At 40.8% G+C, this 18,039-nt stretch carries 11 protein-coding genes; 7 read left to right on the top strand and 4 right to left on the bottom strand.

Annotated elements, in window-relative coordinates; genetic code table 11:
- Position 1: 1 nt before the first annotated feature.
- Complete coding sequence (locus ABJN95_RS15355) at positions 2-3,097, bottom strand: hypothetical protein (RefSeq protein WP_348371513.1); 3,096 nt, start codon at positions 3,095-3,097, stop codon at positions 2-4.
- 201 nt (positions 3,098-3,298) lie between these two features.
- Here ABJN95_RS15355 and ABJN95_RS15350 point away from each other — a divergent pair, with 201 nt between their 5' ends.
- Complete coding sequence (locus ABJN95_RS15350; protein ID WP_348371511.1) at positions 3,299-4,438, top strand: response regulator; 1,140 nt, start codon at positions 3,299-3,301, stop codon at positions 4,436-4,438.
- A gap of 198 nt (positions 4,439-4,636) precedes the next feature.
- Here ABJN95_RS15350 and ABJN95_RS15345 read toward each other — a convergent pair whose 3' ends face one another.
- Genes ABJN95_RS15345 through ABJN95_RS15335 form a run of 3 tightly spaced genes read right to left on the bottom strand, consistent with a single transcriptional unit; the run spans position 4,637 to position 10,180 of the window.
- Positions 4,637-7,051 (bottom strand): c-type cytochrome, encoded by a 2,415-nt coding sequence (locus tag ABJN95_RS15345; RefSeq protein ID WP_348371509.1) that lies wholly within the window; start codon positions 7,049-7,051, stop codon positions 4,637-4,639.
- A gap of 4 nt (positions 7,052-7,055) precedes the next feature.
- On the bottom strand, positions 7,056-8,393 hold the full coding sequence (locus tag ABJN95_RS15340; protein WP_348371508.1) for a GntP family permease: 1,338 nt from the start codon (positions 8,391-8,393) through the stop codon (positions 7,056-7,058).
- A 17-nt stretch (positions 8,394-8,410) separates the two neighbouring features.
- Positions 8,411-10,180 (bottom strand): IlvD/Edd family dehydratase, encoded by a 1,770-nt coding sequence (locus ABJN95_RS15335; protein ID WP_348371506.1) that lies wholly within the window; start codon positions 10,178-10,180, stop codon positions 8,411-8,413.
- Between the two features lie 131 nt (positions 10,181-10,311).
- Here ABJN95_RS15335 and ABJN95_RS15330 point away from each other — a divergent pair, with 131 nt between their 5' ends.
- From ABJN95_RS15330 to ABJN95_RS15305, 6 genes are all read left to right on the top strand, one after another.
- Positions 10,312-11,379 carry a TIM barrel protein gene (locus ABJN95_RS15330; protein ID WP_348371505.1) on the top strand — a complete coding sequence of 356 codons (1,068 nt, stop codon included), beginning with the start codon at positions 10,312-10,314 and terminating at the stop codon, positions 11,377-11,379.
- Between the two features lie 21 nt (positions 11,380-11,400).
- A complete protein-coding gene (locus ABJN95_RS15325) occupies positions 11,401-12,186 on the top strand; it encodes an SDR family oxidoreductase (RefSeq protein ID WP_348371503.1) in 786 nt (261 codons plus the stop codon).
- A 78-nt stretch (positions 12,187-12,264) separates the two neighbouring features.
- Complete coding sequence (locus tag ABJN95_RS15320) at positions 12,265-13,662, top strand: TIGR00366 family protein (protein WP_348371502.1); 1,398 nt, start codon at positions 12,265-12,267, stop codon at positions 13,660-13,662.
- A 64-nt stretch (positions 13,663-13,726) separates the two neighbouring features.
- Positions 13,727-14,587 (top strand): acyl-CoA thioesterase II, encoded by an 861-nt coding sequence (locus tag ABJN95_RS15315; RefSeq protein WP_348371500.1) that lies wholly within the window; start codon positions 13,727-13,729, stop codon positions 14,585-14,587.
- Positions 14,588-14,825: 238 nt separating this feature from the next.
- Positions 14,826-16,376 carry a long-chain fatty acid--CoA ligase gene (locus ABJN95_RS15310; RefSeq protein WP_348371498.1) on the top strand — a complete coding sequence of 517 codons (1,551 nt, stop codon included), beginning with the start codon at positions 14,826-14,828 and terminating at the stop codon, positions 16,374-16,376.
- A 16-nt stretch (positions 16,377-16,392) separates the two neighbouring features.
- Positions 16,393-17,916, top strand: a complete 1,524-nt coding sequence (locus ABJN95_RS15305; protein ID WP_348371497.1) for a 4-hydroxyphenylacetate 3-hydroxylase N-terminal domain-containing protein — start codon at positions 16,393-16,395, stop codon at positions 17,914-17,916.
- Positions 17,917-18,039: the final 123 nt, after the last annotated feature.

Below are 18,039 nucleotides of genomic sequence, written 5' to 3'. Positions count from 1 at the left end.
TTTATTTAGGATTTCCGATATAACTATTCATATCAAACTTCAGATACGAGTATCCATTCCCAACTAACGGTTGAAGTTGCGCTTGACGATGACTATTATCGCGGTCTGGGAATACTTTTTTGGTAATTGAGGCATTAGGCAAACCATTTACAAAACAGTTTTCTAAACTACTTACTATTACACATAGATTCTCTATGTTTAATGGGTTATAATTGAAATATTGCTTGCGCTGCACACGTATACCTTCATCTAGAAATTGGTGATCAACCCATAGCAGTTCGTGTTTGTCATCATAGTAAGAGATCAACAATTGGGGAATGGTCACTTCTTGAATGCCCCCATTGTACAATGTGCCATTAATACCTTGTTCTGTAAATTCAAGGTTTTGTAGGGCAACACTTTTAAATAAATCAGTATTCGCAACGTTTCCTGCCGATTGTAAGTTGAATTTCACAGGCTGTTCTTCAAGCGCAATAGGCGTAAATTGATCAGGATCAAAAGTAGGAGGCATGGTATCTTTGGTAGAAGACCAGGCAATACCCTCAAAGTTTATTTTAAAAGGGGTTGTCTCTTTGGGCATGAGTTTATGCTTCATATGAAATTTTGAATTATAAATGGCCAATTCCTTATCAACATCATTGTACAAAGTGGCTTTGATAACAACGTCAGCTGGTACGTCATCGACATTCTGTAATTCACCAATAATGCTATACTGCCCTTGGTATTTTACCAGTTTTGCTGTTAGTATTTCAAGTATGGGTTGTTTCAATACATCTTCATGATGCGTTTGTTGTGTCGTAATTTTACGCCGACCATGATTGTAAAAGGTGGTGGTATTCGCCGTGAACAATTGGTCTGGGGGAATGTCACTATCCTTTTTCTCTGGTTTAATGTACCATTTACCTGATTTTTTGATCAGCTCATGAAAATAGTTTTTCTTAACCTTTTCCAAAGGTGTTATCCAAGTAGTCGCAACTTTTGCCTTAGCTCCAGTATCTGATAAATCCAAGATTTCGATGCCTATAGAATCTAGTTTTGCATAAGAACTCAAAATTCCATCAGTGACCGATACTTCGAGCATATATTGGTCGATTTTTATTTCTGATTGAGGGTCAAGATAGGAGTGCGCACGCTCAAATTCTTTAAAGTCCAAGGCGTCATAGTACGATTCTACCACGTTTTTGGGCAAAATTTGAGCGGTATTTTTAAGATAGAAAATATAACCCCCATATATCAGACAGACTAAGATTATTATGGCCCAAATATGGTTGATAACAATAAGTCTTTTCGAGAAGGTATCATAAGCTATCGAAAGATTCATAAAACTTGGTGCTTCGCCCTGTCGAGCCCTGAGTTTTCTTATCCAAAGCATCATTATATTAACTACAAAGGCTAATAGTACAGTAAGAACAGGGATTACTCCCCACATGATGTTTAAAAATATTGGAGTTTCTTGTTTAGGCAATATTTCGGGAAGAGGAGGGACATTAAGTTTTTCCCAAACCATAATTCCATTTTCCAATTGCTGTAAACGTTGCCATCCACAGAAGTATAAGATTGGATCGTAAAATTTGTCGTTAGAAAAAATGTATTTCAAATTATACTTTTCGGGCACGGTAAGAAACTGCTGCAATGAACCGATGCCTTCTACACCCCTAAATTTGGAATTTTCCAAACGTTCAATGGCTCTCGTAGTAAGCTCTGGTAAGCGCCGAGCAGAATGGTAGTTTCCATCGACCGTCATGGCCTTGGTCTGTGCACTAAGCCATGCCATTTGGTCACCAAAACCCAATGGTAAATAGCGCCAAGAATCATGCGAATCTTGACTCAAAAAGTTCACTATAGGCAACATTTTTATCTTAGCTGGTTGCGAGGGCCTAAAATAACCAAGAGTCATAGTAAACCCCACCATTAGTAACAAGCCGCCAGCCATTAATCCACCTAGTAAACGGTGGTAAACTCTACCTAGCATAGCTTGAATACGTACTTTGAGATCACCTTCGGTCATCCGATAAGCAAACTCCCCGAAAATTGGTAGGGCCATAATGGTAGCCCATAAAGTAAATCGATCTAGAGTTAAAATATTAAAAGCCGTTTCCCCCAATAATTTAAGTGGTATAGGAGTCGTTCCTCCCGAACCTAAAATGGTAAGTATAGTAAATGACATACCAAAAAACATATACCGTTTACTAAAAAAACGATAAAAAATATAGGGTAAGATGAAAAGCAAAATACCCCAAGGAATTATAAAGAAAACAAGCCCTGAAGAAGTCACTTCTAAAAAATTGTCTCTTGACCCATGCGGAATAGGAACTTGTGTTATCGGGTTTCTTTTTGAATTATACCAATACGGAAGTATGCATGTAATGATCAAAATCAAAGAACATCCTCCGAAAATCACTATTCTCCAAAAGCTTTTCTTGAATGCCTTAAAGAATATCTTGAAGGAAACATTTTTTATAGTACCTACCTCCTCTCGTGCGGCATCCATAACGGCCATCCCCAGCAGCGGAAATATGAAGAAAACCATTCCAAAAATAGGCGTTACATGATGTGAAGTTACCGTTACCGCTATGAGTGAAAGTGATGATAATAAATAGCGACGCTTACCTGTTTTCGTCCAAAGATAGATTTCAGACATCGCGTGTAGCAAAATTGATAGTGCGCATACACTCGGCAACTGGCCAAAAATGTGTAGTGTTTCAATGAAAGTTGATGAAAAAACTGCTAATAGTGCGGTATAACCAGCAACTCTTTTATTACCGGTCATCAAGGCCGCAAAGCGATATACTCCGGTAATAAAGAGAATAACACTTATAATGGCTACAGTAAACATTCCGAATTTTAGCCCACCTAGATATGATAACAGCCCAATAGTCTGATGAATCAAAGGGGGGTATGATTGTACGGTAAAGCCCGTATACCAGCTATAATCCCATGGTTCAAACCAATCGGCAGCATAATGACTAGAAAAAAAAAGATGTATTAAGGCATCATAGGTATATTCAAGGGTAAAGAATATACTTGAGCCATGAAAAGCAAGGCCGATGATCAGGGCCAAAATCAATAAAGTGTTAGTCTTTCTAAGAGCTTCCATTGTAGGAATTTATAACAAAATAAAGGTATAAATATTGTGCTGAAACCAATGAATCAACCGTCGTACTAAAAGCGTATTTCACCTATTGAAAATCGTTTCTCGACGCTTTGGGTTTAAATTGCACATCTAATCAAGATACATTTGGTTAAAATAGTTTTAATAAAACCACGTATTAAGAAAAATCTAATTAAAACTTAACCTATGAAAATTCTAACCATTGATGACCAACAATTGATTTTACTCTCCGTTGAAAAACGTTTAACCGATTTGGGTTATGAGGTAAAAACTGCCAATAGCGGTACCGCAGGCATTGCAGCTATTGATACTTTTGACCCCGATATGGTAATTGTAGATATCAATATGCCCGACTTAACCGGAATAGAAGTAATTCAGCATATTAGAATGGTTCGAAAGCTTGAAATACCCATTCTGGTGATGTCGGGAAATACCAATGAAAAAATCATTTTAGAGAGTTATAATCTCGGTATCGATGATTACATGAAAAAGCCTGTGAGTTTAGACGAAATGGAAGCCCGAATCAATAGAATTTTAGGTAATAATTTTGTCCAACACTATACCGAAACCAATGTTGATACGAAGATCATTGGTCAGTACGGGGTAGGAGTAGTAATTCCTTGTTACAATGAAGGAAATCGATTATCAAGTGCCTTGTTCCAAGATTTTATAGACAAGAACGTAGGTTACCATTTGTGTTTTGTAAATGACGGCAGTACTGACCATACTTTGGAAGTGCTCGAAAAGCTTAGAAAGGGAAATAAAGCAAGCATTTCGATTGTAAATTGTGAAAAAAATGGAGGGAAAGCAGAAGCCGTAAGACAAGGCATTCACTACCTGTCTCAACAGAATGATTTTGATTTTATTGGATATTTGGATGCTGATCTTTCCACAGACTTTAGAGATTTTGACGATTTGGTAAAAACAATTGGCAATTCTGATTTTAAAATTGTTAGTGGATCTCGTATAACACGTATGGGCGCAAACATTGCTAAGGAATCTGCCCGAAAAATTATCAGTAAGACCATTAACCTTATTATTCAAAGCATACTTGGTATGCCATTTAAGGATACCCAATGTGGAGCCAAAGTTATGGATAAGGAAATTGCTTCTTTGATGTTCAAAAATAAGTTTAGAACGAAATGGTTATTTGACGTTGAAATTTTTATGCGAATGCGTAAGCATTATGGTAAGAAGAATGCCAAAAATATGATTTGTGAACAACCGCTAAAACGATGGATTCATGCAGACGGTTCAAAATTGTCGATGAAAGATTCGATTAAGATTATAGGTCAATTGGGTCAGATTGCTTTGCATTACAAATAGAAACCTATCCTATTTGAGCTATGTTAATTCATCTCGTCGGTCATAAATCTATTTAAATCATCTAATGTAGATTCTAAAGCAGTCAATTGATACAGATGTATTTTGATCAGAACATTAAAAACGTATCATGAAAAGTATTGAACATTCAAAACTGTAGGTGCAGTGCTATTCAACTTCAGATAACGAACGGATTTGGCACTACAACTCCAAATCAAACACAAGCGTGTCTAATTCGGTAGCGGTCCAGGGGCTAATTTTTCCTTGGGTGCGAAAGCGAATACTACCTACTGTTCTGCTGGTGACCTCGGGTTCCACATTTCCCCAGGCGTTTCGAATGTAGGTTGCAATGGCAGCGATTTCTTCATTCTGAAGTGTTGAAAAGGAGGGCATTTCAGGAAGGATATCTGGTGAATCATATTTCTTGCCATTGACTTCCACTGGCCCCTGCATACCATGCAATAACAACATTGCCAATTTTTTTTCATCTCCGGTCACCCATTCCGATTGTTTTAAGGGCGGTGCAAAACGTTTCATGCCCTCACCTTGCGTTCCGTGACAACTCGCACATAGGTTAATGTAATTTTGACGCCCGGCGGCGAATACTTTTTGGTCAATATGTGTTAGCGTATTGGCGGAGGCTATTGTTGAATTGCTGTGGGTAGCATTGCTCATTCCGTTTATAATGGCATTTTTAATCCAAACTTGTGCTGAATCTTTTGCGGTTTCTACGATGCCTTGTAATTGTTCAATTGCTTTTTCAGATTGAGAATTTGTAATGGCAGTGGCAAGCATTTCAAAGAATATTTCAAGATTTTGATTATACATCCCTCGGTTTTCATGAGCCAAAAGATGGGCCAACATTGCAGATTCCCTTCCGTGCATAGCGCTTATAACGATATCGCGCGCAACAGGTAACTGGCCGTATTTCGATATAAACTTCCTAGAGATGTCCAAAGCGATACCTTCGCCGATGAGGTCACTCGAGAGCACCATCTGCATCTTTAAGGAAGGATCAGCTTGATCATAATTTTCTTGTATGTAGCCTTCAAGTTCTTTTGCAATATCAGCGTTTAGCTTTGCACGCTGCGCTACTAGGCGCAAAGCGGCTTGTGCAACCAAGGGATCTTTTGAACGCATGGCAGTAAACAAAAGGTCGGGCTCATCATATGCTAGACCTTCAAGTACCCATAGCGCATGTAGTTTTGCCAAGGCATTGTTTCCATTGAGTACAGCTACTAATTGTGATATAACGCTAAGATCATTTTTTTCGATTAATAAACGTTGTGCCGTATCTCTGGTCCAGCCGTTTGTATTATAGAGTTGTGCTACCAATTGTGATACGTTCATTTCGGAAAGATCTTGGAGCCTATCTGTGGTATCTTTTTTAGAAGTAATTCGCCAAATTCGTCCCATATGAATGGGTTGGTCCAAACCGCGCTTTAGGGTTTCTTCTCTGAGGTATTCGGTCATGTATGGGGCATGCTGTATAATACCTTTGTACATATCGACCACATACAAAGCCCCATCTGGACCCGAAGCTAGCGATATGGGGCGAAAGCGTTCATCGGTAGAGGCTAGGAACTCTTTGTTTTTATAGGTGTTCTCAGCCCGCAACATAAAACCTGCTGCGATTATCTCATTTTGTTTGATGAGGTTGGCCGTGGGTTCGCATACAAAGGCATCACCGTAATATCCTGGTGGGAGGGCATGACCACGATTAATCAACGGACCACAAGCAGATGCAAATTCAAGTATGCTTCCATTTTCGTCTAATGTACCCGGAACGTAGCCTCTATTGATAGCCGTATTGCTCCGAATCGGATATACTCTTCTGTCTAAAATCAAACCATGATCAGTACCGCTACTGGGCTTGTGATTTTTATTTTTGAGCAAAGCATTTGGAGGTACCAAGTCAACATGTAATTGAGACCAATTGTAGTTGTAAAACAATCGGCCTGCATCATCATGACAAATACCCCATTGCCCACGAAATTCTGTTTCATCTTTGATCCATTTGCCATCTACCATCTTGTAACGGTATTTTGATTTGGCATTATAGAACCAGTTATCCATTCCACGTAATAGGCCATTAGCAGAGTGCTCTGGAACACCCAAGCCTCCATAGAGTGAGTCGATAAGGACTTTAGTGTCGGCTTTATAATCTCCATCAGTGTCTGAAACATACCATAGGGGCATATTTTCGGCAATCAAAGCACCCCCCTTGACAACCGCCAATGCCCTGGGAAGTACTAGGCTATCTAAAAAAGTTTGCCTACGGTCCATTTTACCATCGCCATCATCATCAAATAAAACAGAGATTCTACCGATTTTATCTTCTTCACCAGTACCATCAATATCTTGCATAAAACCCAGCATTTCGGCAACCCATAGCCTACCGCCTTCATCGAATGCAATAGCTACTGGGTCTTGCACCAAGGGCTCGGAGGCGACTAACTCTATTTTTAGCTGCTCGTCGGCCAATTGAAAAGTCTTCAAAGCTTGATCGGGTGACAGGGGTGGTGAAACAGGTTTTTCGCAACCATAGAACGACGCAAATAAGCAGCATATTAGTAGTGATCCAATACCTCCTATTTTAAAACGTTCACAGTTCATGATTTTAAAAGATAAAACTTGCGATATAAACACAGAGAGCTGCAAAGACTCCAACTACCAAGGTGCCTAAAGTATACACGCGATAACCGGTTTTAACATCGATTCCTGAAAACTGGGTCAATATCCAAAAACCACTATCGTTTGCGTGTGATACGACCATGGCTCCTGCACCAATGGCAGACACAACAAGGGCTTTGTCGATTTCCGTAGAAAATCCCATGGTCAGTAGCAAAGGGGCGATAATCGATGCTGTTGTGATCAAAGCTACGGTAGATGAGCCCTGCGCGGTCTTTATGGCTGCACAAAGTAAAAAGGGTAGCCAAATTCCCAAATTTGCTCCAGAAAGGGCGTCTGCAAGCACCTCTGCGATTCCGCTTTTTTGTAGAATGGTACCAAAAACACCACCAGCTCCAGTTATTAAGATAATATTTGATGCGTCTGCTAATGCCTTACCTACCCAACCTGAGGTGGCCAACATTTCATTATCCCACTTTTTAGGTAATAAAAAAGCGAATAACATACCTATGATCAATGCAATAATAGGAGACCCAATAAAGGATACAAATTTGACAAGTGCAGCGGGTTCTTGACCTTCTACCAAGTTGAACTCCATAATCGATTTTCCAACAATCAATAAAATAGGGATTAAAATGGGTAAGAACGACTTAAATGCACTGGGTGCTTCTTTCATCTTTTCTTCAATCACCTCCTCGGTAATTTCAGGATTAGGATCTATAAAAGTCTTTGACCCCATTTTTTTGCAATAAATAATGGCAACTACTAAAGAGAGCAATCCAATGATCAAGCCTACGAGCATAACAAGCCCTACATCTGCGCCAATAATTCCGGCTGCGGCAATGGGTCCAGGGGTTGGAGGCACCAACACATGGGTAATCATCAACCCTAGAATCAAGGCGGTCGCAGTTCCTACAATCGAAAGGCCAGCTCTTTTCGTCAAACTTTTATTTAACGGATTCAAAATGATGAATCCACTATCGGCAAATACAGGTATGGAAACTATAAAACCCACTATGCCCATGGCCTCGTGCACTCTTTTTTTACCTATTATCCTTAAAACAACTTCAGCTAATTTGTAAGCGCCGCCCGAATGCTCTAAAAAGGCCCCAATAATAACGCCAAGTACAATAACGATTCCAATTTTTCCTAAGGTTATGCCAAACCCGTCATTGACAAATTTCACTACATTATCTAATGACATCCCTGAAAAGAGGGCAAAGAAAAGCGCGGCTGCCAAAAGTGCTAAGAAAGGGTGCACTTTTAACTTTACGGTTAAAAGTATAATCAGTAAAACACTAAGTAATAATAAGAGTATCGCTATCATGGTTTGGTTGATTTAGTTTAATGTGCATCACGGGTTACTTCAGCACCTGATTTGCCTACAAGAAAGTCAAGATCGGCACCCAAATGTGATTGTTGAACCGTACTAGTATATAAGTTGACATAGCCTCTCTCAAGAACTGGTTTAGGAGCCACCCACTCTGACTTTCTTTTCTCTAGTTCGGTGTCATCCACTTCTAAATGTAATTTTCGATTGGGTACATCGAGTACAATGTAATCGCCAGATTTTACAAGACCTAATACGCCGCCAATTGAAGATTCAGGTGAAACGTGAAGTACGACAGTACCAAAAGCGGTACCACTCATTCTACCATCTGAAATACGAACCATATCCTTGATCCCTTTTTTAAGGAGTTTTTCAGGTAGTTCCATATTACCCACTTCCGGCATCCCAGGATAACCGACGGGACCTACTCCTTTCAGCACCATCACACTGTTCTCATCAATATCAAGATTCGGATCATCGACCGTACCCAAGAATTCTTCGATGGTTTCAAAAACAACAGCTTTTCCTCTGTGTGACATCAATTTTGGAGTCGCCGCCGAGGGTTTAATAACCGCTCCATTTTCGCATAAATTGCCATAGAGCACGGCAATACCTGCTTCTGCTATAAGGGGTTTGTCAATGGGAAAAATAACGTCTTGATTATAACATTCGGCATTTTTATTATTTTCACCTATCGACTTTCCGTTTACGGTAAGCGCATCATTATGCAAATGCGTTTTCATTTCATTAATGACAACTGGCAATCCTCCGGCATCGAAAAAGTCCTCCATTAAGAACTTACCTGAGGGCATTAAATTTACCAACAAAGGAATTTTACTCCCTAAATCATCAAAATCCTTTAAATCTAGTTTCACTCCGATTCTTCCAGCAATTGCGGTAAGATGAATGATAAAATTAGTGGAACCACCCACGGCAGCATTAATCTTAATCGCATTTTCAAAAGCTTCTCGTGTCAATATTTTGGAAAGTTTTAAATCTTCCCGAACCATTTCCACAATACGCCTACCCGATAACTGAGCGAGTACTTTTTTTCTGGAGTCTACTGCAGGAATTGCTGCTGCACCTGGCAAAGTCAAGCCTAAAGACTCCACCATGCAGGCCATCGTTGAGGCCGTTCCCATGGTCATGCAGTGTCCTGAACTTCGAGCAGAGCATATTTCAGCTTCAATCTGGTCTTCTGGAGTGAAGCCCTCGTTTTTGATCTTATCTTTGAGTTGCCATACAAAGGTACCTGAACCTATCCGCTCACCTTTGTACTTGCCATTTAGCATAGGGCCTCCAGGCACAACAATAGTTGGAAGGTCTACGCTACAAGCGCCCATCACAGTTGAAGGTGTAGTTTTGTCACAACCCGTGAGTAACACCACGCCGTCTAGCGGATTTGCTCTGATAGTTTCCTCAGTATCCATTGCGGCTAGATTGCGAAAAAGCATCGCTGTCGGGCGCATTAAAATTTCACCTAAACTAGTTACGGGAAACTCGAAAGGCACGCCACCAGCTTCTAAAACCCCGCGTTTTACGAATTCCGCAAATTCACGCAGGTGACCATTGCATGGGGTAAGATCTGACCAAGTATTACAAATACCAATAACAGGCCTACTTCTAAAATAGTCATCGGGGTAACCTTGGTTGCGCAACCAAGAGCGATGAATAAAAGCTGATTTTGGGTCGACCGGACTAAACCAATCTGCACTGCGCAATTTATTTTTGTTCTTTTCTTTCATAAATATACCGGGTCCGAATAAGTCTATTAAAGTAAACATCTTTCCGATGGTTCGCAAAAACCTTTTTGACCTAAACTGCCCAAACTTAAGTTTTACAACAATTTTGTTTTGGAATCAAACAGAAATCAAACATAAAAATCACTATTTTAGAATTTGGTTCAAGCGATCAGATGGAAAGAAGAAACTTTATTAAACAATCTGCAGCCGGAGTTATGGCAATGGGTATGCCCCTGTTTCCTGTCATACCCGCTGCTCTTGAAGATACAAGGTTTGGTGTGGCGGAAGCTTCTTTTATGCTACGCAGATACCGTAAACTTGAGAGCGCAAAGTACCCTCAGTATCGCGATGCCTTGGAAATGATAGAACACTTTGATTCTCTTGGCTTTGGTGGCGCTCAATTGACCATGCATAGCATGGATTCTAAGTTAGCCAAGCAAATACTGAAACGCCGCAAAGCGCTAGATTTCTTTATGGAGGGACAGATTAAACTGCCACAAAATGTGAACGACATTCCTCGGTTCGAGCGACAAGTGCAAGAGACTAAAGCGATGGATGTGGATATCATACGAACTGTTTGCCTTTCTGGAAGACGTTACCAAAATTTCAAAACTCTGGAAGCATTTCAGGAGTTTAGAGCTGCATCGGAAAAGTCGCTGCAACTTGCCGAACCCATTATGAGAAAGCATCGAATGAAACTTGCTGTAGAGAATCATAAAGATTGGCGTACCGAGGAGTTCTTGGAAATCTTGACGCATCTCGATAGTGAGTGGATAGGAGTGACCTTAGATACGGGTAATAATATCGCCCTTTTGGAAGATCCTATGGAAGTTGTTAGAGCACTAGCACCCTACGCTTTTACGGTGCATTTGAAGGATATGGCGGTTGCTGAATACGAAGACGGATTTCTTTTATCAGAAGTCAATCTGGGTGATGGGTTTCTTGATATAAAAGGTATGATCGCGGTGCTTCGTAAACACAATCCTGCTATTCGCTTTAATCTGGAAATGATTACAAGAGACCCTTTAAAAATACCCTACTTAACCAAAGAATACTGGGCCACTTTTGATAAAATTTCCGCCACAGAACTTGCCGTTTTCCTCAGTAAATTGAAAAAGCACAATTCAGAAGGTGCCTTACCACTGATTTCCGATAAGTCTGTAGATGAACAGTTGGCACTAGAAATTCATAATAACAAGATTTCAGCGCTATTCGCCAAAAGAAATTACGGCTTTAGCTGAAGACCCACTTAAAATAGAAATATGATTGATACAAAATTACCAGGCGTTGAACTTTTTAACCTAAAAGGAAGAAATGCACTAATCACCGGTGGGTCCAAAGGCCTTGGTCTTGCCATGGCAGCTGGTTTGGCATCCGCTGGGGCAAATATAGCATTGGTTAATAGAAATTTGGCAGAGGGTCAAGCCGCGGCTGAATCACTGGCGATAACCTATGAGATAGAGGCCAAGGCCTATAGTGCCGATGTAACCAACGAAAGCGAAATCAATAGTGCGGTGGCAGCTGCACAGCACGATTTAGGTAGTATTGATATTTTGATAAATAGTGCTGGAATAAATATTCGAGGGGCAATTGACGAGCTTTCGCACGAAGAGTTCAATAAGGTAATGAAAGTAAATGTAGATGGCATTTGGTTGGCTTCTAGAGCTGTAGTGCCCCAGATGAAAAAGAACGGATGGGGTCGTATTATAAATATGGCCAGCACCTTGGGCTTAGTAGGTTTGGCAAATCGTACTCCCTATGCTACCAGTAAGGGCGCAGTGGTTCAAATGACACGGGCACTGGGCCTTGAACTCGCATCCTTTGGCATAACCGTAAACGCTATCTGCCCCGGACCTTTTTTAACCGAAATGAATATACCAATTGCGGGTACCGAAGAAGCCAAAAAATTTATTGTTGGTGCTACGGCGCTTGCCCGCTGGGGCGAGTTGAAAGAGATTCAAGGTGCCGCCATGTTTCTTGCCAGTGAGGCGGGTAGCTATGTCGTAGGCTCTATGCTCACCGTAGATGGTGGTTGGACAGCAAAGTAAAATACGTTTTGATTGGAATAATTTGTGTTTTCTGATTCATAAAGCTACTTTCCCGCTGTACACCAAAAAATCCACCGCATGCTTACCAAAATAGGAGAAAAGTTTACGGATATTTTTCAGCGAAATATGCCCGATGCCTATGTGTTTGCATTGATTTTAACACTGATTACCGCAGTCCTTGCTTTTTTTTGGGTTGAAGCTACTGCTATTCAAATATTACAATCTTGGTATGATGGATTTTGGACCTTATTGGAGTTCGGAATGCAAATGGTTTTGCTCATTATTACCGGCTATAGCATTGCCCTTTCTCCCTTAGTTAACAAAGGAATTGATAGACTCACTAACTTCATAAAAACACCAGCTCAGGTGTATTTTTTTTCCATAATAATTGGAATTTTGCTATCCATGGTAAGTTATGGGTGGATTGTAATTGCTGCTGTTTTGGCGCGTGAACTGGCATTGCGTGTAGCAGGTGTCAATTATCCGTTTCTAATAGCTTGTGTTTATTTTTCTAACAACAGCTGGGTGACGGGTCTTTCAAGTTCCATACCATTGCTTTTGAATACCGAGAACAATTACATGATAGAGGCAGGAATATTGACCAGCACCATTCCGACCTCTTATACCTTGGGGTCTATCTTGAATATCGCTATGATTGTTTTGTATGTGGTGGTGACGCCATTATTGATGCTATTGCTGATTCCAAAAAAAGGAAAAGTAAAAGAGCTTGGCCATATGCTTTCATCCAAAAACAAGGAAGAAGAACAGACTATTGCGCAAGAAGCGGCTGACCTAAAGCTGCCAAAAAAGGTACTTTCTGATCGCTTGAACAATAGCATGCTGCTACAATTAATAGTCGCGATTCTGGGTCTTTCCTATATTATTTATCATTTTGGTACCAAGGGCTTTAGTTTGAATTTGAATATTATGATATTCATCTTCTTGGTACTTGGCCTAATTTTACATAAGACTCCTATTCGATATAGCATATCAATGAAACGGGCGAGTGTAAATGTTTCGGGTATCCTTTTTCAGTTTCCCTTTTATGCTGGTATTATGGGCATTATGACCTATACCGGTTTGGGCGAAGAATTAGCCTTATTAATTGCTTCAGTAGCAACGATTGATACCTATCCCTTTTTTGCATATTTGCTGGGCGGAATTGTCAATTTCGCCATCCCTTCGGGAGGGGGTGAGTTTGCAGTCATCGGACCAAGTGTTATCGAAGCCGTTCAAAATATCGCGACGGGAGCTACTGCCGAGGAAATGACCGCAATAACGTCGAGAGCCTCGTTATCAATTGCTTATGGCGAAAGTTTGACCAACTTACTTCAACCTTTCTATTTGCTTTTGGTGTTGCCGGTGATGGGTGCGGGTATTAAGATTCAAGCGAGAGATGTAATGGGGTATTTGGTAGTGCCGTTTATTCTCTATTTTATTTTGCAGTCACTGATGGTAATTTTTGTCCCGCTTTAGTTTTAGCATTAGTTAAGTTGTACTTTTAATACTTCAATGCTAACCTCAAAAACAGAAATTTCGCATGCAGACAATTACAGATTTGCTAGGGTTGTTGACCCTTAAAAAAATTGACGAGACCATTTTTGAAGGAGAAAATTACCAAGCTCCCTGGGGCAGGGTTTTTGGGGGTCAGGTATTAGGACAAGCCTTGCACGCTGCTTACCAAACCGTTCCGGAAGAACGGATTGCACATTCTCTTCATGGCTATTTTATTTTAGGGGGCGATTTACAGTACCCAATACGGTATGAGGTTGACACCATTAGAAACGGAGGAAGCTTTACTACAAGAAGGGTGGTGGCGAAACAGAACGGGAAGGCTATTTTCAATATGGCGGCATCTTTTCAGCTAAGGGCTGATGGTGTTGATCATCAGATTCCGATGCCGAATTTAATTCCCCCAGAAAAGCTCACCACCAGTCTTGAGCAATTGGAAGAGATAAGGGAAGCCTTCCCAAGCGCATATCAAAGATTGAAGGCCATACAACCTAGGGTGTTTAATTTCAAACCTGTAGAAAAATTCACGACCCAGTTGGCGAAAAATGGCTCACCGTTTTTCAATACTTGGTTGCGAACAGCGGAAAAGGCGGACATCGATTTGAGAATGCAACATCAATTGTTGGCCTATGCTTCTGATTATAACCTTTTAACTACGGCAACGCTACCACATCGTGAGCAGCTTAATAAGGGTAAGACCTTTTATGCCAGTTTAGATCACGCCATTTGGTTTCACCGAGACTTTGATATTCAAAATTGGCTGTTATATAGTATGGATAGCCCCAGCGCATCAAATTCTAGAGGATTTGCAAGGGGAAGCGTGTTTGACAGGAAAGGTGTTTTGGTTGCCTCAGTGGCACAAGAAGGTTTGATGCGACAGCAACGGTAATCGGCTTCGGTAGGTATTTTATCTTAGAAAAGAGAAAAGGCCTTACGGTTAGGAAGCAGGAAATGCTTGTCGCTTTGAAAACTGTCATGGTTCTTTCTCGAAATGTAGTTGTTTGCTATAGGCTAAATAGTACTAAAGAACTGTGTATGGCAAATAGCGAATAGCGATTTGATTTGGTCAATAGCCGTCGAATTGATACATTGTTGTTCACTCAAAAACCAAACTTAATACCCAATAAATGTTAAACCTTGCTACATTATTAGAAAATAGTGCCCAGAAGTATGCCGATAAAATAGCATTTACTTTTATGCACACCAGTCTCAGTTTTACCCAAATCAACGGTGCTGCCAATCAGGTTGCAAATGGATTGATTGCCTTGGGTATTCAGCCAGGAGACAAAGTTGCGCTCAGTTGTTTTAATCTACCCTACTTTCCGATAATCTACAACGGAATTCTAAAAACTGGAGCTATAGTGGTGCCGTTAAGTGTCTTGTTGAAGGCAGATGAAATCAATTATCATCTAGAAAATAGCGATGCCAAGGCCTATTTCTGTTTTACCGGAACCGAAGAGCTGCCCATGGGAAAAATGGGCCACGAAGGGTTTCAAAAAACCAAATCTTGCGAGCATTTCATCATGATCATGCCCAAAAGTGATATGCCACCAACAATAGATGGCATACAAACCCTTGGTGGCCTAATGCAGGGCCAGCCTTCCAGTTTCGATACGGTGGAAACCAAATCTTCAGAGACGGCGGTAATCATATATACTTCTGGTACTACAGGGAGACCGAAAGGCGCCGAATTGACGCATTCCAACCTATTTATAAACGCTGTCGTATGTGCCGACATGTTTGATTGTAAACCTGAAGACGTAAATCTAATAGTATTGCCATTATTTCACATTTTTGCAATGACGGTGTTGATGAACGTTGCTCTGCTCAGGGGCTCGTCATCAGTGCTGCTTCCGCGTTTTGATGCAGCGACGGTTTTGAATTTACTGGATAAACACAAAATAAGTTTATTTGCAGGCGTACCCACTATGTATTGGGGGCTCAACAGCTATCTAGATACGCATGAATTTGATATCTCGAATATCACATCCAATTTGAGAATGTGTATTTCAGGTGGAGCTTCTTTACCCGTTCCGGTGCTTGAAAAATTTGAAGAACGCTTTGATCTTACCATTTTAGAGGGTTACGGTATGTCGGAAGGTTCTCCCGTGGTGACGTTTAATCAATTGGATGTCGGAAGAAAAATCGGCTCTGTAGGTACTCCGGTATGGGGGGTGAAAGTAAAGTTGGTCAATGAAGATGGTGAGGTGGTTCCTGTTGGTGAAAAAGGAGAACTATTATATAAAGGACATAATGTAACGAAGGGATATTACAAAAATCCTGAAGCGACGTCCAAGACCATAGCAAATGGCTGGTTGCACTCTGGTGATATTGCTGTACAAGATGAAGATGGCTTCTTTTATATTGTCGATCGCACCAAAGACATGATAATTCGTGGTGGGCTAAATGTCTATCCTAGAGAAGTAGAAGAGGTCATGATGAAGCACCCTGCAGTATCTATGGCGGCAGTGATCGGAGTTCCAGATGCTGAAAAGGGAGAAGAGATTAAGGCTTTCATTGTATTGAATGAAGGTCACCATACAAGCGTAGCGGAGCTATCGGAATACACGAAAGCAAATATTGCGGCGTATAAATATCCAAGAATTATAGAGATAACTGATGCGCTTCCGATGAGCGCAACGGGAAAAATTCTTAAAAAAGAACTTAGAAAGGTGTAACTACTTTTAGGTGACCATGGCAAACGAGAACAATCCCAAAAAAATAATTTCCGGAGAAGATTACATAAACTCTCTCCGCAATAGAGGTCTACAGGTTTATCTCTTCGGTGAGGAAGTTGAGGAGCCCGTTGACAATAAAATCATTCGACCTTCGATAAATGCATTGGCAAAAACCTATGATCTGGCGGTCAGCAATCCTGAATTGGCTTCGGTGATTTCTCCTTTTACCGGCGAACCTGTGAGTCGTTTTTTACATGTGTGTTTGAGCGCGGAAGATTTGGTGAAACAAAACAAAATGCAGCGCAAGCTAGGGCAACTTACCGGAACGTGTTTTCAACGTTGTGTTGGTATGGATGCTTTTAACGCATTGTATTCGGTCACTTTCGAAATGGATGAAGCGTTGGGCACGACCTATCATTCTAAAATGAAGGAATTCTTAAAAACTATGCACACCTACAACTATGTGGTTGGGGGGGCTATGACCGATGTAAAAGGAGATCGAAGTCTTGCGCCACATCAACAGGCAGATAAGGATATGTTTGTGCATATCACAAAACGCACTGATGAAGGGGTTTATATTACGGGAGCTAAGGCACATCAAACGGGTTGTATCAATTCACATTATATGATGGTCATGCCCACGATGCGATTGAGTGAAAACGATACTGACTATGCCGTGGTTGGAGCTGTGCCGGTCGAAGCTAAAGGCATTACCTATGTTTACGGCAGGCAGTCTTGTGATACCCGAAGTGAAGATGGAACTATTGATGTTGGAAATTCTCAGTATGGCGGACAAGAAGCAATGGTTATTTTCGAGCAGGTATTCATTCCTAATGATTTGATTTTTATGGATGGAGAATACCAATATGCGGCCCTGTTAGTAGAGCGTTTTACCAATTATCACAGAAGAAGCTACGTGTGCAAGTCGGGCGTAGGAGATGTGCTTATCGGTGCCGCTGCTGCGATTGCCGAGATGAACGGTTTGACCAAGGTATCGCATATCAAAGACAAACTGGTGGAAATGACACACCTCAATGAAACGGTTTACGGAACAGGAATTGCAGCTTCCTATCAAGGGTACCAAACCAAATCAGGAAATTTTATATCTGATGATATGCTGGCAAATGTATGCAAGCACCATGTGACCAAACTTCCGTTTGAAATAAGTAGGATGGCTCAAGATTTGGGCGGTGGATTGGTTTCTACCTTACCCTCTGAAAAAGATCTGAATCATCCGGTAATAGGGAAATTATTAAAGAAATACCTTCGAGGGAAAGTAGATGTAGATACCGAAGATAGAATTCGAACACTTCGTTTGATCGAAAATATGACCATGGGAAGAAATGCTGTAGGGTATCTTACAGAAAGCATGCATGGCGCTGGCTCTCCTCAAGCACAGCGCATTCAGATAGGTAGAATGATGCAACTCGAATACAAAAAGCGCTTGGCAAACATAATTTCTGGCATTGAGATTGACCAAAACAAAGAGGAGCTCGTCGAAGAGATAGGCAGTTACTTTGAACGGGTATTTCGAGTGTGATCTAATTTGTTCTCGGTTTTGAGATTTCGCAAAGCTGTTTGCTGAGAACCCTATGAGGTAAAATGCCAATTTCATATCGTATTCATACGTCTTGCTAAGTACGAATTTATTCTTCTTTTCGTT

It is taken from the genome of Maribacter sp. (genome assembly GCF_039974175.1).
In the GTDB taxonomy this organism is placed as follows: Bacteria; Bacteroidota; Bacteroidia; order Flavobacteriales; family Flavobacteriaceae; genus Maribacter_C.
This window is presented reverse-complemented; position numbering and strand designations above follow the sequence as displayed.

Excerpts from the sequence above, each read along its gene's own strand:
- ABJN95_RS15315 (WP_348371500.1), top strand. The coding sequence starts at position 13,727 with ATGCAGACAATTACAGATTTGCTAGGGTTGTTGACCCTTAAAAAAATT.
- ABJN95_RS15320 (WP_348371502.1), top strand. The coding sequence starts at position 12,265 with ATGCTTACCAAAATAGGAGAAAAGTTTACGGATATTTTTCAGCGAAAT.
- ABJN95_RS15305 (WP_348371497.1), top strand. The coding sequence starts at position 16,393 with ATGGCAAACGAGAACAATCCCAAAAAAATAATTTCCGGAGAAGATTAC.
- ABJN95_RS15355 (WP_348371513.1), bottom strand. The coding sequence starts at position 3,097 with ATGGAAGCTCTTAGAAAGACTAACACTTTATTGATTTTGGCCCTGATC.
- ABJN95_RS15330 (WP_348371505.1), top strand. The coding sequence starts at position 10,312 with ATGGAAAGAAGAAACTTTATTAAACAATCTGCAGCCGGAGTTATGGCA.
- ABJN95_RS15350 (WP_348371511.1), top strand. The coding sequence starts at position 3,299 with ATGAAAATTCTAACCATTGATGACCAACAATTGATTTTACTCTCCGTT.
- ABJN95_RS15310 (WP_348371498.1), top strand. The coding sequence starts at position 14,826 with ATGTTAAACCTTGCTACATTATTAGAAAATAGTGCCCAGAAGTATGCC.
- ABJN95_RS15325 (WP_348371503.1), top strand. The coding sequence starts at position 11,401 with ATGATTGATACAAAATTACCAGGCGTTGAACTTTTTAACCTAAAAGGA.
- ABJN95_RS15340 (WP_348371508.1), bottom strand. The coding sequence starts at position 8,393 with ATGATAGCGATACTCTTATTATTACTTAGTGTTTTACTGATTATACTT.
- ABJN95_RS15345 (WP_348371509.1), bottom strand. The coding sequence starts at position 7,051 with ATGAACTGTGAACGTTTTAAAATAGGAGGTATTGGATCACTACTAATA.
- ABJN95_RS15335 (WP_348371506.1), bottom strand. The coding sequence starts at position 10,180 with ATGTTTACTTTAATAGACTTATTCGGACCCGGTATATTTATGAAAGAA.